The 14,822-nt window shown below is 73.7% G+C and carries 16 protein-coding genes; 11 read left to right on the top strand and 5 right to left on the bottom strand.

Going from position 1 to position 14,822, the window contains the following annotated elements:
• Window positions 1–301: 301 nt before the first annotated feature.
• The 4 genes from AB0K25_RS16775 to AB0K25_RS16760 all read left to right on the top strand — a co-directional run bounded on the left by AB0K25_RS16775 (window position 302) and on the right by AB0K25_RS16760 (window position 1,926).
• Window positions 302–736, top strand: a complete 435-nt coding sequence (locus AB0K25_RS16775; RefSeq protein ID WP_208569418.1) for a phage holin family protein — start codon at window positions 302–304, stop codon at window positions 734–736.
• On the top strand, window positions 733–1,092 hold the full coding sequence (locus tag AB0K25_RS16770; RefSeq protein ID WP_219469557.1) for a DUF3618 domain-containing protein: 360 nt from the start codon (window positions 733–735) through the stop codon (window positions 1,090–1,092). Before AB0K25_RS16775 ends, AB0K25_RS16770 begins: the two co-directional genes overlap by 4 nt.
• Window positions 1,089–1,361 (top strand): DUF4235 domain-containing protein, encoded by a 273-nt coding sequence (locus AB0K25_RS16765; protein WP_208569420.1) that lies wholly within the window; start codon window positions 1,089–1,091, stop codon window positions 1,359–1,361. The genes AB0K25_RS16770 and AB0K25_RS16765 overlap by 4 nt, the downstream gene beginning before the upstream one ends.
• Window positions 1,362–1,722: 361 nt before the next feature.
• The gene (locus AB0K25_RS16760) at window positions 1,723–1,926 is read left to right on the top strand and encodes a cold-shock protein (protein ID WP_067306996.1); all 204 of its coding nucleotides are present in this window, start codon (window positions 1,723–1,725) and stop codon (window positions 1,924–1,926) included.
• Between the two features lie 110 nt (window positions 1,927–2,036).
• On the opposite strand, the gene AB0K25_RS16755 is transcribed toward AB0K25_RS16760, so the two are convergent.
• Both AB0K25_RS16755 and AB0K25_RS16750 read right to left on the bottom strand, forming a co-directional pair.
• The gene (locus tag AB0K25_RS16755) at window positions 2,037–2,231 is read right to left on the bottom strand and encodes a hypothetical protein (RefSeq protein ID WP_219469560.1); all 195 of its coding nucleotides are present in this window, start codon (window positions 2,229–2,231) and stop codon (window positions 2,037–2,039) included.
• Window positions 2,232–2,316: 85 nt separating this feature from the next.
• Window positions 2,317–3,300 carry an aldo/keto reductase gene (locus tag AB0K25_RS16750; RefSeq protein WP_219469563.1) on the bottom strand — a complete coding sequence of 328 codons (984 nt, stop codon included), beginning with the start codon at window positions 3,298–3,300 and terminating at the stop codon, window positions 2,317–2,319.
• An 85-nt stretch (window positions 3,301–3,385) separates the two neighbouring features.
• Between AB0K25_RS16750 and AB0K25_RS16745 the strand changes: the two genes are divergently transcribed.
• Window positions 3,386–4,180 (top strand): trans-aconitate 2-methyltransferase, encoded by a 795-nt coding sequence (locus tag AB0K25_RS16745; protein WP_363820986.1) that lies wholly within the window; start codon window positions 3,386–3,388, stop codon window positions 4,178–4,180.
• Entirely contained in the window at window positions 4,177–5,196 is a 1,020-nt protein-coding gene (locus AB0K25_RS16740) for an adenosine deaminase (protein ID WP_219469569.1), read from the top strand. Before AB0K25_RS16745 ends, AB0K25_RS16740 begins: the two co-directional genes overlap by 4 nt.
• 243 nt (window positions 5,197–5,439) lie before the next feature.
• Here the strand turns inward: AB0K25_RS16740 and AB0K25_RS16735 are convergent, their stop codons facing one another.
• Window positions 5,440–6,840: a HAMP domain-containing sensor histidine kinase gene (locus tag AB0K25_RS16735; protein ID WP_208569425.1), complete on the bottom strand. Its 1,401-nt coding sequence runs from the start codon at window positions 6,838–6,840 to the stop codon at window positions 5,440–5,442.
• A gap of 29 nt (window positions 6,841–6,869) precedes the next feature.
• The gene (locus AB0K25_RS16730) at window positions 6,870–7,559 is read right to left on the bottom strand and encodes a response regulator transcription factor (protein ID WP_204961325.1); all 690 of its coding nucleotides are present in this window, start codon (window positions 7,557–7,559) and stop codon (window positions 6,870–6,872) included.
• 73 nt (window positions 7,560–7,632) lie between these two features.
• On the opposite strand from AB0K25_RS16730, the gene AB0K25_RS16725 reads away from it, so the two are divergent.
• Window positions 7,633–8,556 (top strand): ADP-ribosylglycohydrolase family protein, encoded by a 924-nt coding sequence (locus tag AB0K25_RS16725; RefSeq protein ID WP_363820983.1) that lies wholly within the window; start codon window positions 7,633–7,635, stop codon window positions 8,554–8,556.
• A 134-nt stretch (window positions 8,557–8,690) separates the two neighbouring features.
• Here the strand turns inward: AB0K25_RS16725 and AB0K25_RS16720 are convergent, their stop codons facing one another.
• Entirely contained in the window at window positions 8,691–9,614 is a 924-nt protein-coding gene (locus AB0K25_RS16720; RefSeq protein WP_219469575.1) for a DUF1775 domain-containing protein, read from the bottom strand.
• 211 nt (window positions 9,615–9,825) lie between these two features.
• Between AB0K25_RS16720 and thrS the strand changes: the two genes are divergently transcribed.
• The 4 genes from thrS to AB0K25_RS16700 all read left to right on the top strand — a co-directional run bounded on the left by thrS (window position 9,826) and on the right by AB0K25_RS16700 (window position 14,666).
• Window positions 9,826–11,829, top strand: a complete 2,004-nt coding sequence (thrS, locus tag AB0K25_RS16715) for a threonine--tRNA ligase (protein ID WP_219469577.1) — start codon at window positions 9,826–9,828, stop codon at window positions 11,827–11,829.
• Window positions 11,830–11,959: 130 nt separating this feature from the next.
• The gene (locus tag AB0K25_RS16710; protein ID WP_357536109.1) at window positions 11,960–12,472 is read left to right on the top strand and encodes an HIT domain-containing protein; all 513 of its coding nucleotides are present in this window, start codon (window positions 11,960–11,962) and stop codon (window positions 12,470–12,472) included.
• A 206-nt stretch (window positions 12,473–12,678) separates the two neighbouring features.
• Complete coding sequence (locus AB0K25_RS16705) at window positions 12,679–13,317, top strand: hypothetical protein (RefSeq protein WP_357535894.1); 639 nt, start codon at window positions 12,679–12,681, stop codon at window positions 13,315–13,317.
• Window positions 13,318–13,607: 290 nt separating this feature from the next.
• Complete coding sequence (locus AB0K25_RS16700) at window positions 13,608–14,666, top strand: aldo/keto reductase (RefSeq protein ID WP_357535892.1); 1,059 nt, start codon at window positions 13,608–13,610, stop codon at window positions 14,664–14,666.
• Window positions 14,667–14,822: the final 156 nt, after the last annotated feature.

Raw genomic sequence — 14,822 nt, 5'->3', positions numbered from 1 at the left:
CGCTGAGCCGATCCGCCGTCCGGCGCTGAGCCGATCCGCCGTCCGGCGCTGAGCCGATCCGCCGTCCGGCGCTGAGCCGATCCGCCGGCCGGCGCCGGGCCGGGTGGAAGTGCCACCGGCCGCCGCCGGGTCGTCACACAGCCCTCGTGACAGTTGGTCTCGGGGGCTGTGTCGGTCCCGCTTCCGCGTTTCGCCGGACGATCCGGGCCGACCTGGGGTCAGATGTGGTTGGTCACCGTGTGCAGGATTGACGGACGGCGGCTCCGGGCATACAGCGCGGTGATGACGAAAGGAGGACAGCATGGCTGACGTCGCGAACCACCGTACGTCCCGGACCGGGAGCGAGCCGTCCACTGCCGAACTGGTGCAGCGGGCCACCGAGCAGGTCTCCCGACTGGTCCGGGACGAGCTGGCCCTGGCCCGGGCGGAGCTGACCCAGAAGGGCAGGCACGCCGGGATCGGGATCGGCCTCTTCGGCGGGGGCGGGGCGCTGGCCCTGTACGGGCTCGGCGCACTGGTCGCCGCCGCGATCCTGCTGCTGGCTCTGGTGCTACCCGCCTGGGCGGCGGCGTTGATCGTGGCGGTGGTGCTCTTCCTCATCGCCGGGGTGCTCGCCCTGGTCGGGAAGAAGCAGGTCAGCCAGGCGGTCCCCCCGATGCCGGAGGCGACCGTGCGTAGCGTCCGCGCGGACGTGGACACCGTCACCGCCGCGGTGAAGGACAGGGGACGGGCATGACCGGCACGACAGGAAGCAACGGCAACGGGACCGGAGACACCGAGGCGCTGCGCGAGGAGATCCGGCGGACCCGGGTGGAGTTGGGCGAGACGATGGAGATGCTGGCCGCCAAGGCCGACGTCAAGGCCCGGTTGAAGGACTCGGCGGAGCAGGCGAAGGAGCGGGTGCGTGAGCAGGCCGCGCTGACCGTGGCCCGGGTGCGGGGCCAGGCGGCGCAGGGTGTCGACCTCGCGCGGGCCCAGGCGTACGACACCTCGGTGGCGGTGCGGCGCGATCCGGTGCCGTGGGCGACGATAGCGGCCGGTGCGGTGGCCGCGGTGGTGGTGTTGTTGATCATTCGGGGGAGGCGCAGGTGAGCAAGGGCATCAGCAGGACCGCGTACAAGCCGGTCGGGGTGTTGCTGGGACTGGCGGCCGGCGCGCTGGCCGGAACGATCTTCCGGCAGGTGTGGAAGGCGACCGCCGGGGACGGTGAGGCGCCCGACCCGACCGACGAGGACCGCCGCTGGGGCGAGATCCTCGCGGCGGCGGCGTTGCAGGGGGCGATCTTTTCCGTCGTCCGGGCGGCGGTGGACCGGGGCGGCGCGGTCGGCGTACGACGGTTGACCGGGCGCTGGCCCGACTGACCCGTCCCGGCGCGCGCCACCGGGGCCGGCGCGGCGACCGCGCCGGCCACGACGGCGGCCCTCCGGTCCGGTGACGACGACCTGTGGCCCCCCGACCCATCGATGGGCGGGGGGCCCTTTTGCCTGGCTTTGCCGAGCCGGTCAGCAATCGTCGGGCATCCGTCAGGTCACATGTCGAAGAATTTCGTCGATTAGGCTGTGCAGAGTTTTTGGGTACGTGGTTTGCTGATCCCCGCTGTTGCGAGACGGCGTCGGCACGGAGCGGTCTTCCCCTCGTGGGTGGCTGCCCGGGTCACCGCTGCTCGAAACGGCCAATCGGCCGCACGGCGTGCTCGGCCGCCAGTTTTAGAAGGAGATACACATGGCGCAGGGAACCGTGAAGTGGTTCAACGCTGACAAGGGCTTCGGCTTCATCACCGTCGATGGCGGGGGTGCTGACGTGTTCGTCCACTTCTCGGCGATCCAGTCCAGCGGCTACCGCTCGCTGGAGGAGAACCAGCGGGTGGAGTTCGAGATCGCCCAGGGTCAGAAGGGTCCGCAGGCCGAGCAGGTCCGCCCCCTCTGAGCGAAGCCGGTCGGCTAACGCCAGCCCGGGTGATCCGGCCAGCCGGATCAACGAGAAGCCCCGTGTCCACCTCAGGACGCGGGGCTTTCCGCATCGCGCGGCTGCCCGGATCAGGGCAGCCGGCGGGCGCGCAGGCCGCGCCGCAGCAGCACCAGCCCGGCCAGCACCAGTAGCACTCCGGCGACGGCCCAGAACCGTTGGTCGCTCATCAGGCTGCCGTCGAGATAGCCGAGGCCCTGGACGGTCCAGACGGCACCGACCACCACGGCCAGCAGGCCCAGGGTGAGCGTGAGCCACCCTCTCACCGGTCCTCCCTCCCCGGGTCGGAGCCGACCCGGTCACCAGGATGCGGGCCGGGCCGGGCCGATGCGACGACCCGGCCGGCGTGGCTCACCACCGGTCGTGCACCCGGGGGCGGACCAGCTCGTCGTAGACCGACCGGACGGTGTCGAGTTCGGTCGCCGTCAGCGCGGGGGCGCCGGCCGCGGCGGCGTTGCCGCGGGCCTGCTCCGGGTTGCGGGCACCGGGGATTACCACGGTCACCCCGGGCTGGTCGATGATCCAGCGCAGGGCGAACTGGGCCATCGTGCGTCCGTCGCCGACCAGCGGGGCGAGCCGACGCACCACGGTCAGGCCGAGGTCGAAGTCGACGCCGGAGAAGGTCTCGCCGACGTCGAAGCTCTCCCCGTGCCGGTTGTAGGTGCGGTGGTCGTCGGCGGCGAAGGTGGTGTGCTCGTCGTAGCGGCCGGAGAGCAGGCCGCTGGCCAGTGGCACCCGGGCGATGATCCCGACGCCGGCCGCGGCGGCGGCCGGCAGCACCTCGTCGAGGGGCTTGAGCCGGACCGCGTTCAGGATGATCTGGACGCTGGCCACCCCCGGCCGGGCGATCGCGGTGAGCGCCTGGTCGCAGGTCTCGACGCTGACGCCGTACCCGGCGATGCGCTTCTCGGCGACCAGGGTGTCGAGACCGTCGAAGACCCGGTCGTCGGCGAAGACCTCGGTCGGCGGGCAGTGCAGCTGCACCAGGTCGAGGGTGTCCACGTCGAGGTTGGCCCGGGACCGGTCGGTCCAGGCCCGGAAGTTGTCCAGGGTGTACGCCTGCGGCGTCTGCTCGACCCGGCGGCCCATCTTGGTGGCGACGGTCAGCCCGTGCCCGGGGTTGTCCCGCAGGAACCGCCCGATCAGCTGTTCGCTGCGGCCGTCGCCGTAGACGTCGGCGGTGTCGAGGAAGGTGACGCCGGACTCCACGGCGGCGTCGAGGACGGCCAGGGCGTCGCTCTCGCTGACCTGTCCCCAGTCCGCGCCGAGCTGCCAGGCCCCGAGACCGACCACACCCACCTGCCGGCCGAGCCGGTCGAAGCTGCGCTGTTCCATGTGGTGAAGCCTAGTGACCAGGTTGCCGGGGCGCAGCGTGGGCCGTACCGTCGCAACAAAACGTACGTACGGTATGGGGGTAGTCATGTGGGACCCGACCAGCTATCTACGCTACGGCGACGAACGGTCCCGGCCGTTCCACGACCTGCTCGCCCGGGTCGGGGCGGAGCACCCACGCGCCGTCGTCGACCTCGGGTGCGGGCCGGGCACCCTGACCGCGACCCTCGCCCGCCGCTGGCCGGCCGCCCGGATCGCCGGCCTCGACTCGTCCCCCGAGATGATCGACCGGGCCCGCACGCTCGACACCACCGTCGACTTCACCGTCGGTGACGTCGCCGACTGGCGGCCCGCCCCCGACGTGGACGTGCTGGTCGCCAACGCGGTGCTCCAGTGGGTGCCCGACCACCCGGCCCTGCTACGCCGCTGGGCCGACGAGCTGCCGCCCGGCGGGTGGCTCGCCTTCCAGGTCCCCGGCAACTTCGCCGGGCCCTCGCACCGGGCGCTGCGCGAGGTCGCCGCCGACCGCCGCTGGGCGGCCACCGTCCGGCCGCTGCTGCGCGAGGCGCCGGTCGACGACCCGGCCGGGTACGCCACCGCGCTGACCGCCGCCGGCTGCGCCGTCGACGCCTGGGAGACCACCTACCTGCACCGGCTGCCCGCCCCCGTCGACGCCGAGCACCCCGTGCTGAGCTGGCTCGACGGCACCGCCCTGCGCCCCGTCCGGGCGGTGCTGGACGACACCGGCCTGGCCGACTTCCGCGCCGCGCTGGGAATGCTGCTGGCCCGCGCGTACCCGGTACGGCAGGGTCAGGTGTACTTCCCGTTCCGTCGGATCTTCGTGGTCGCCCGTACGGGTGCCCGTCAAGAGGAGCAGCAGTGACCGACCTGTCCGCCTTCATCGCCGAACTGCCCAAGGTGGAGCTGCACGTGCACCACGTGGGCTCCGCGTCCCCCCGGATCGTCGCCGAACTGGCCGCCCGGCACGAGGGACGCAGCCCCGTCCCGGCGGACCCGGACGCCCTCGCCGACTACTTCGCGTTCCGCGACTTCGCCCACTTCATCGAGGTCTACCTCAGCGTCGTCGACCTCATCCGCGACCCCGACGACGTCTGGCTGCTCACCCACGAGGTGGCCCGCGAGCTGGCCCGCCAGCAGGTCCGCTACGCCGAGCTGACCGTCACCCCCTACTCGCACGTGCGCCGGGGCATCCCCGCACCGGCGTTCTGCGAGGCCATCGAGGACGCCCGCCGCCGCGCCGAGGCCGACTTCGGCATCGCGCTGCGCTGGTGCTTCGACATCCCCGGCGAGGCCGGCCTACCGGCAGCCGAGGAGACCCTGCGGATCAGCCTCGACGAGCGCCCCGACGGGCTGGTCGCCTTCGGCCTCGGCGGCCCCGAGATCGGCGTACCCCGGCCGCAGTTCAAGCCGTACTTCGACCAGGCGCGGGCGGTCGGGCTGCACTCGGTCCCGCACGCCGGGGAGACCACCGGCCCGCAGACCGTCTGGGACGCCCTGCGCGAGTTGGGTGCCGAGCGGATCGGCCACGGCATCTCCGCCGCGCAGGACCCGGAGCTGCTCGCCCACCTGGCCGAGCGGCGCATCCCGCTTGAGGTCTGCCCGACCTCCAACGTGCGCACCCGGGCCGTCGCCCGGATCGAGGAGCACCCGTTGCGGCAACTGGTCGACGCGGGGGTGCGGGTCACCATCAACTCCGACGACCCGCCGATGTTCGGCACCACCCTCAACGACGAGTACGCGGTCGCCGCCCGACTGCTCGACACCGGCCCCGACGGGCTCGCCGCGCTGGCCCGCCAGGCGGTGTCCGCCTCGTTCCTCGACCCGGCCGGCCAAGCCCGCATCATCGCCGAGATCGACGCCTTCGTGGCGGCCCACTGACCCACCACGGGGTCGGGAGAAGTGGTGTACACGCGGCGGGAGCTGGTGTGGGGGACCGTGCCCCCGCCGCGCGTACCGATCCACCGGCCGGTGGGTGTCAGGGGCGACAGGCCGGTGGAACTGATGGGTTCGGACAGATCCTGTCAGCCGGCACGTCCCGCGTCGCCGTCGTTAATCCGGATCTAAGGAAACCTTGCGCCGCAGCACAGTCACGGCCGGCGCGACCCGGCCCGCAGGCGGCGCTCAGTCGTCGGTCGGACGCGGCCGTGGCCAGCGGCGGCCACCCTTCTGCTCGCGTGCCTCGCGTGCCATCCGGCCCACCAGACCGAACCGGTTGACCTGCCGGGGCGTCGCCTGCGGATCGGCCAGCAGCATCACCACACTCGCCCCGCCCAGCCGGGCCCGGTCGAGGCTCACCGAGCCGTTGGCCTGCAACGCCACCCGCCGGGCGATGTCCAGCCCCAGCCCGGTCGAGCCCTGGCCGCTGGCACCACGCCGCAACGCCCGGTCCGGGTTGGCGATGCCCGGCCCCGCGTCGTCGATCCGGATCGCCACGTAACCGTCCCGACGGGAGACGGCCACCTCGAACGCGGTGCCCTGCGGGGTGTAGCGGAAGACGTTGCCGATCACCGCGTCCAGGGCGGCGGCCAGCTCGGCCCGGGGCACCAGCACCGGAATCCGGAACTGGGCGCCGCTGACCCGGTGCGGGCGGTTCTGGTCGCCGGCCAGCGCCGCCCAGAACACCATCCGGTCCCGGACCACCTCGCTGACGTCACACTCGGCCGGCCCGGCCTCGTGCGCGACGGACTTACGGGTCGTCTTGATCAGGACGTCGATCTCGCCCTCCAGGGTGACGATCGCCTGCCGGATACGCCGGATCGTGCGCCGCCGGTCCAGCTCCGCCGGGCTGAACGAGCCGACACTGGTGTCGTCGGAGTCCAGCCCCTCGGCGTCCAACCGCAACACCGTCAACGGGGTACGCAGCCGGTGCGACAGGTCCGCCACCAGTTCCCGCTCGTCGGTGCGGGCCGCCACCAGCCGGTCGGCCATCCGGTTGAACGCGTACCCGGCCTCGGCCAGCTCACGGGGACCGCTCGGCTCGACCCGTACCCCCAGGTCACCGTCGCCGACGGCGAGCGCGGCGCGGACCAGCCCCCTGGTGGAGTCGACGGCGCGCGCGGCGACCCGGTCCACCACGACCACCGCCGCGCCGACCAGTGCCACGGCCACCCCGGTGAGCAGCAGCCAGGTGCCACCCGCCCCCTCGTCGAGGACGGCGGCGGGCACGAAGACCTCGACCACGGCGACCCGGCCGTCGAGCACCACCGGGTCGAGCCGCACCAGCCCACCGTCGACGTCGACGACCCGCGACTGCTCCCCGGCGCGGGCCCGCTCCACATCCTCGGCGGAGGCCCGGCCGGCGGGCTGCTCCCCGGCCAGGCCGTGCACCACCGGGCGGGTCGCCGGGTCGTCACCGGTGGCCTCGACCGCGCGGCGGACCGTCGCCGGGGCGGTGCTGACGGCGAGCGCGCCCGTGACCATCGCGCCGCGTCGCGCCGCGTCGGCCAGCGCCTCCTCCCGGACCTCACCGCGCAGGGTCAGCCCGAGCGGAACGAGGAACGCCGACGCGACCAGCGCGCACATGCCGGCCGTCAGGGCGGCCAGCGCCGTCCTCAGTCGGGGGCCACCAGCCGGAACCCCACCCCCCGCACGGTGCGCAGGTAGCGCGGCTTCGCCGCGGACTCGCCCATCTTTCGCCGCAGCCAGTACAGGTGCACGTCGATGGTCTGGTCCTCGCCGACCGACGGCTGGCGCCATACCTCCTCCAAGAGCTCCCGCCGGGACACCACCCGGCCAGGTCGTGCGGCCAGGTACGCCAGCAGGTCGAATTCCTTGCGGGTGAGCGCCAGTGGCTCCCCGTCGAGCACCGCACTGCGTTCGCCCACGTCCACCCGCAGGCCGCTGACGGTGTGCACGGCCGGGGCCACCGTCCGGCTGGCCCGGCCGACCCGGCGCAGCACGGTGGTGATCCGGGCGTCCAGGTGGGCGCCGGTGAACGGCTTGACCATGTAGTCGTCCGCGCCGGCCCGCAGCAACCGGACCACCGACTGCTCGTCGTCGCGGGCGGTGGCGATGATGATCGGTACGTCGGTGATGCCGCGCAGCATCCGCAACGCGTCCGAACCGTCCAGGTCGGGCAGGCCCAGGTCGAGCACGACCAGATCGGGGGTCTCGGCGGCGACCCGGCGCAACGCGTCCAGGGCTGTCCCGACCGCGTGCACCGCGTGCCCCCGTTCGCTGAGCGAGCGCAGCATCGCGCCGCGGACGACGTGGTCGTCTTCGACCAGGAGCACGGTGGCCACGTCAGCACCGTACTGCCCGTGGCAAGTCGGGTGCGTTGCGACGGACCCGTGAACCGGGCAAACTGGTACGACGATGCCGTTCACCCTCTTTCCCGACGCACGGCTGGCGCTGGCCCGGGACAGCCTGGCCGGGCTGTCCGTCGGCGACGCCCTCGGTTCCCAGTTCTTCGTCCCGGGCCGGCGGCCCGACGACCTCGCGGCCGGCCGGTTGCCCCCGCCGCCCTGGCAGTGGACCGACGACACCGAGATGGCCTGTTCGGTACTTGCCGAACTCGCCACCCACGGCGACGTCGACCCCGACCGGTTGGCGCTGGCCTTCGCCACCCGGGCCGAGCCCTACCGGGGCTACGGCCCGGGTGCGGTGACGATCCTGCGGTTGATCCGCACCGGCACCCCGTGGCCGGTGGCCGCCGCGTCGGCCTTCGACGGTCAGGGTTCCTGCGGCAACGGCGCCGCGATGCGGGTCGCCCCGCTCGGCGCGTGGTTTGCCGACTCGACCACCCGGGCGGCGACCCGGGCCCGCGCCAGCGCCGAGGTCACCCACGCCCATCCGGAGGGGGTCGCGGGAGCGGTGGCGGTGGCCGTCGCCGCCTCACTCGCCGCCCGGACCCGGCTTGAGGGGGAGCACCGTCCCGACGTCACCCGGCTGCTCGCCACCGTCGCCGGGGCCCTCGACCCGAGTACCGAGGTGCACCGGGGGACACGCCGGGCGGCCGGTCTGCTCGGCCGCCCCCTCGACGAAGCGGTCGCGGCCCTGGGTAACGGCTCCCGGGTCACCGCCCAGGACACCGTCGCCTTCACCCTCTGGGTGGTCGCCACCCACCTGGCCGACTACCCGGCCGCCATCCGTGCCTGCGTCGAGGCGGGCGGGGACGTCGACACCACCGCAGCGATCGTCGGCGGGATCATCGGCGGCCACACCGGGGTCGGCACGCCCGGCGGGGTGCCGACCGACTGGGTGGCCGCCCGGGAGGCGCTCCCCACCTGGCTGGACTGAGACCGCCCGCTCCGCGTTCGGCCTGCGGCGGGTCCCTCGGCTCTCCGCGTGCTGCCACCCGGTCGGTGCTCAGCGCGCCGCCAGCTGCTGCCACCAGCTCGGCGCTGGCATCTGCTCAGCGTGCTGCCACCTGCTCAGCGCGCTGCCACCTGCTCGGCGTCGGTGTCGGCGTGGTCGGTCGGGACGTGCTCGTCGAGCCGCCAGCCCTGGTCGGAAGGGGTGCGCCCGACCGGGGCGCGGTCGGTGTCCGACGTCGGGTCGTCGGCCCCGGCGGGCTCCGTGTCCCCGGCGGGCTCCGTGTCCCCGGTGGGCTCCGTGTCGGCGGCGGCCCGACGGCGGGAGCGGCTCGCCACCCAGCCGATCGCCGCGCCGCCGCCCAACCCGACCAGCAGGCCACCGCCGAGCAGCAGGTCGGCGCTGGGGCCGCCGTCGCCCTCCGTCGGTGCGGCGGCGTCCGGGGCGGACTGGGCGTCCGTCGCGTCGGCCGCCCCGCCGTGGTGCCCGGGGGCGGCACCGGGGGCGGGTGGCACCAGTGCCAGCGTCGGGGCGGGATGCCCACCCCCCACCGGGTCGGCCCAGCGCACCACCGTGCCGTCGGAGTAGGTCTGCACCACCTCGAAGGTCATCCGGTCGAGCTGCGGCAGCGGGCCCATGGCCACCGAGAGTCGCGCCGGACCCGACACCGCCGGTCCGGCACCCCGGGTCCAGACCACCGCCGAGGTCACCGTGCTGACCGACGGGGCGTGGATCCCGGCGACCGGCGCGTCCAGGTCGCGGGAGGTGATCAGTGGTGCCCAGCCGTCCACCGACAGCGGGTAGACCTCGCCGATCGGGGCATCCGGCGGGAGCCTGAACTCGATCTTCTCGGTGCGCGCGCCAGGCCGCTCCTCGGGCACCACGAAGGTCAACTCCACCGCGTCGCCCTGCACCGCCTGACCCGGGCTGGACGTCACCCCGTCCGCCGACGCCGCGGTCGGGGCGCCGAACACCCCGGCCGCCACCGCCGCCAGCACCAGTACGGTCCGACGCCGCCGGGCGCCACCACGGGTCGTCGCCATCTTCCGCCCCCATCCGTCTCGCCGCGGCCGACACCGGCTCCGGCCACACCTGGTAGTTCGGACGGCGGGCCGGAAAGGTTCAACGCCGGTGCGGGTCGATACCGCGACCGGGCTTCCTTTCCCGGCGACCGGGGGCGACGGCGGGACCGATAGCATCGAAGCAGCCGGCGCGTCCGGCCCATCCGTGCCGCCTGCCGTTGAGGAGTTCACCGTGTCCGCACCCCGTACCCCCGTCGTGGCCGACCCCGTCGTCGTGGCCGCCGGGACGACGGCGGCCGACGCGGTGGCCGCGGCCGGGCTGCCCGCCGCCGGCCCGAAGGCGGTCGTGGTGGTCCGCGACCCGCAGGGCCAGCTGCGTGACCTGGACTGGGCACCCGCCGAGGAGACCACCGTCGAGCCGGTCAGCCTCGACTCGCCGGACGGCCTGAACGTGCTGCGGCACTCCACCGCCCACGTGCTCGCCCAGGCCGTGCAGGACGTCTTCCCCGAGGCCAAGCTGGGCATCGGCCCGCCGATCGAGAACGGCTTCTACTACGACTTCGCGGTCGACAAGCCGTTCCAGCCCGACGACCTGGCCAAGCTGGAAAAGCGGATGCAGGAGATCGTCAAGTCCGGCCAGCGGTTCCGCCGCCGCCGCTTCGACAGCCTGGACGAGGCCCGCACCGAGCTGGCCGCTGAGCCGTTCAAGCTCGAACTGATCGAGGTCAAGGGCGAGGGGCTGGACACCAGCGAGGTGATGGAGGTGGGCGGCGGCGAGCTGACCATCTACGACAACCTCGCCGCCGGTGAGGACAAGGTCTGCTGGTCGGACCTGTGCCGGGGCCCGCACCTGCCGAACACCCGGCTGATCGGCGCGTTCAAGCTGATGCGTTCGGCCGCCGCGTACTGGCGGGGGTCGGAGAAGAACCCGCAGCTCCAGCGGGTGTACGGCACCGCCTGGCCGACCCGCGACGAGCTGAAGGCGTACCTGAAGCTGCTGGAGGAGGCCGCCCGGCGCGACCACCGCAAGCTCGGCGTCGACCTCGACCTGTTCAGCTTCCCCGACGAGCTGGGCTCCGGCCTGGCGGTCTTCCACCCCAAGGGCGGCATCATCCGCCGGGAGATGGAGAACTACTCCCGGATCAAGCACGAGCAGGCCGGCTACTCGTTCGTCAACACCCCGCACATCACCAAGGGCCACCTGTACGAGGTCTCCGGGCACCTCGACTGGTACGCCGACGGGATGTTCCCCCCCATGGAGGTCGAGGGGGCGAACTACTACCTCAAGCCGATGAACTGCCCGATGCACGACCTGATCTTCCGGTCCCGGGGCCGCTCCTACCGGGAGTTGCCGCTGCGGATGTTCGAGTTCGGCACGGTCTACCGGTACGAGAAGTCCGGCGTGGTGCACGGCCTGACCCGGGTCCGGGGCATGACCCAGGACGACGCGCACATCTTCTGCACCGAGGAGCAGATGGCCGGCGAGCTGAAGTCGCTGCTCGCCTTCGTCCTGGAGCTGCTGCGCGACTACGGCCTGGACGACTTCTACCTCGAACTGTCCACCCGTAACCCGGACAAGTCGGTCGGCACCGACGAGAACTGGGTGCGGGCCACCGAGGCGCTGCGCTCGGCCGCCGAGGAATCCGGCCTCACCCTGGTGCCCGACCCGGGCGGCGCGGCGTTCTACGGCCCCAAGATCTCCGTCCAGGCCAAGGACGCCATCGGCCGGACCTGGCAGATGTCCACCATCCAGGTCGACTTCAACCTGCCCGAGCGGTTCGGCCTGGAATACCAGGCGGCCGACGGCAGCCGGCAGCGGCCGGTGATGATCCACCGGGCCCTGTTCGGGTCGATCGAACGGTTCTTCGGGGTGCTCACCGAGCACTACGCCGGAGCCTTCCCGGCCTGGCTGGCGCCGGTGCAGGTGGTCGGCATCCCGATCCGCGAAGACCACACCGAGTACCTGCACGGCTTCGTCGCGGCGCTGCGCGCCGAAGGCATCCGGGCCCAGGTCGACGCGGGTGACGACCGGATGCAGAAGAAGATCCGCACCGCCCAGCAGCAGAAGATCCCGTTCATGGTGATCGCCGGGGACGACGACGTGGCCGCCGGCACCGTGTCGTTCCGCTACCGCGACGGTTCGCAGCGCAACGGGGTGCCGGTCGCCGAGGCGGTCGCCCACGTGCTCGACGTGGTCTCCTCGCGTACCAACTCGGGGCCGTCCGCCGGCAGCTGACCCCGGCCCGCCACCGGCCGCGTACCCACGGCCGGTGGCGGTCGGCGCGGGAGATCGTAGGATCGGCGGTGTGACTGGGGCGGAGCGGCACCTCGACGGCGACACGGACCACGGCCCGGCGGACGACGGACTGGCGGACGGGCTCGACCGGCTCTGGACGCCGCACCGGATGACCTACATCTCGGGGGAGGACCGGCCGGAGGGCGGCTACGAGAAGCCCGCCGGCTGCCCGTTCTGCCTGGCCCCCGGCCTGCCGCCGGAGCGGAGCCTGGTGGTGGCCCGGGGTGAGCACGTCTTCGCGGTGCTCAACCTCTACCCGTACAACCCGGGGCACCTGCTGGTCTGCCCCTACCGGCACGTGGCCGACTACACCGCCCTCGACCAGGCCGAGACGGTGGAGCTGGCGGCGTTCACCCAGACCGCGATGCGGGTGGTCCGGCAGGTCAGCAGCGCGCACGGGTTCAACCTGGGGATGAACCAGGGCGGGGTGGCCGGCGCCGGCATCGCCGCCCACCTGCACCAGCACGTGGTGCCCCGGTGGGGTGGGGACATCAACTTCATGCCGGTGATCGGCCGGACGAAGGTGCTCCCGCAACTGCTCTCCGACACCCGCGAGTTGCTCGCCCGCGCCTGGCCGTCCTGAGCGGCGGCCCGGGCTGTCCGCGAGTTGCTCGCCCGCGCCTGGCCGTCCCGGCCGGCGGCCCGGGCCACCCGCCACGGCACCCCCGGGTCCGGCGCGGGCCGGTGTGCCGGGGCCGCGTGACGGCACGTCCGGGTCGGGCGCGGGTCGGTGGGCCGGGCCTGCGTGACGGGTGCGGCGGTCGGTGTGGCGACTCCTAGGATGTGATCATGGCGTTGTTGCACCAGGCGGAGATCCGCCCCACGAAACTCGAACTCCTGGCCGGTTGGCTGCCGGGCCGGCGCTGGTATTCCGGGCCGGCGGCCGGCGAGCCGGTCCGGGTGGCCGCCTACCGGTTCGACGACCCCGCCGGTGCCGTCGGTATCGAGACGATCCTGGTACGGGTCGACGCCGGCCCGGTCTACCAGGTCCCGCTGACCTACCGGGACGCGCCGTTGGCCGACGCCGACGAGTGGCTGGTCGGCACCACCCACCACTCGGTGCTCGGCCCCCGCTGGGTCTACGACGGGTGCGGCGACCCGGTCTACGCCGCCGTCCTGGCCGCCGCCATCCTCACCGGCACCGGTCAGGCGCAGGAGTACTTCGAGATCGACGGAGTGCGGGAAGTCCGCGAGCCGTCCATGACGGTGGCCGGCACCGGCAACGTCGGGGCCCCCGTCGTCGGCGCGGTACGCCAGGTGGGCGACGACGACCCGACCAGCATCGGCACCGACACCGTCGACCTGCTCGTCGCCCGCCGGCTGCCCGGTGCCGGACTGCCCGAAGACGGGCCGGCCGCCGCCACCCTTACCGGCCGTTGGCCTGGGCAGTCGACCCCGGTGCCGCTGGCCCGAGCCCTGCCCCGCTGATCACCCGGCGGGCCCCGGCACCACCGGGCGGGCCGCCGTCGTCCGTGCCGCCACCGGGTGGGTCGCCGTCGTCCGGTGTCCGCGTCGCCACCGGTGGGCCGGGTGGGTCGCCGTCGTCCGGTGCCACCCTGCCCGCCTTCACCGCCCGCGACGGCGTGTGCCGACCGGCGGGGTCGGCGAAGTCCGCGCCGCCATCCGCCGTGCCGTGCCGGCGGTGTCGCTTGTGGTCGATCGGGCACGATGCGTCAGCTTCGTCTCCCCACGCGTCCCGAAGGTGACACGATGCGGCGATGGCAGTGACGACACGGATGTTGGGTCGCAGCGGCATCGAGGTCAGCGCCCTCGGCATGGGCTGCTGGGCGATCGGCGGCCCCTGGGCCGAGGGCACCCAACCGCTGGGCTGGGGCGCGGTCGACGACGAGGAGTCGGTGCGGGCCGTCCGCCGCGCGCTCGACCTCGGGGTGACCTTCTTCGACACCGCCGACACGTACGGCGCGGGGCACAGTGAGCGGGTCCTCGGCCGGGCGCTGGCCGGCCGCCGCGACGAGGCGGTGATCGCCACCAAATGGGGGTACACCTTCGACGAACGGTCCCGGCAGGCCACCGGCGAGGACGCCTCCCCGGTGTACCTGCGGCGGGCGGTCGTCGACTCGCTGCGCCGCCTCGACACCGACCGGATCGACCTCTACCAGCTGCACCTGGGTGACCTCCCGCTGCCGCGGGTGGAGGCGCTGGTCGGCACCTGCGAGGAACTGGTCGCCGACGGACTCGTCCGGGCGTACGGCTGGAGCACCGACCGGGCCGACCGGGCCGCCGGGTTCGCCCAGGCGGCTCCGCACGCCACGGCCATCCAGCACAGCCTGTCGGTGCTGCGCGACGCCCCGGTGATGCTGGCCGCCTGCGACAAGCACGACTTGGCCAGCGTCAACCGGGGGCCGCTCGCGATGGGGTTGCTCACCGGCAAGTACACCAACGGCTCCACGCTGCCCCGCGACGACGTGCGGGGAGTGGCGCCGGGTTGGCTGGAGTGGTTCCGCAGCGGTCGACCCGCACCGGAGTGGCTGCGTCGGGTCACCGCCGTGCGGGGCGCGCTCACCGCCGACGGGCGGACCCTGGTCCAGGGCGCGCTGGGTTGGCTCTGGGCGCGCAGCGACCGGACGGTGCCGATCCCCGGTTGCCGTACCGTCGCCCAGGTCGAGGAGAACGCCGCCGCGTTGCGCCTCGGCCCGCTCACCCCGGACCACTTCGCCGAGGTGGAACGGCAACTCGCCGCCCTGCGTACAGCCGCCCTCCGGGACGCCGACCGCCCCCACTGGCCACTACCCCCCGTCCCCGCCGCCCGCCCCTGACCCCTCCACCTCCCGTCCCCCACCCCCGCCACCTCCCACCCCCGTCGATCATGGAGTTGTGGGGCCCCGCGTAAGCGACATATGGGGCCTATCCCCCACCACAACTCCATGATCGACGCGGTGGGCGGTGGGCGGTGGGGGGTTGGGGGTGGGTGG

Source organism: Micromonospora sp. NPDC049257 (assembly GCF_040678915.1).
GTDB lineage: Bacteria > Actinomycetota > Actinomycetes > Mycobacteriales > Micromonosporaceae > Micromonospora > Micromonospora antibiotica.
Note: the sequence above shows the minus strand (reverse complement) of the source record. Positions and strands in the feature narration are given on the sequence as shown.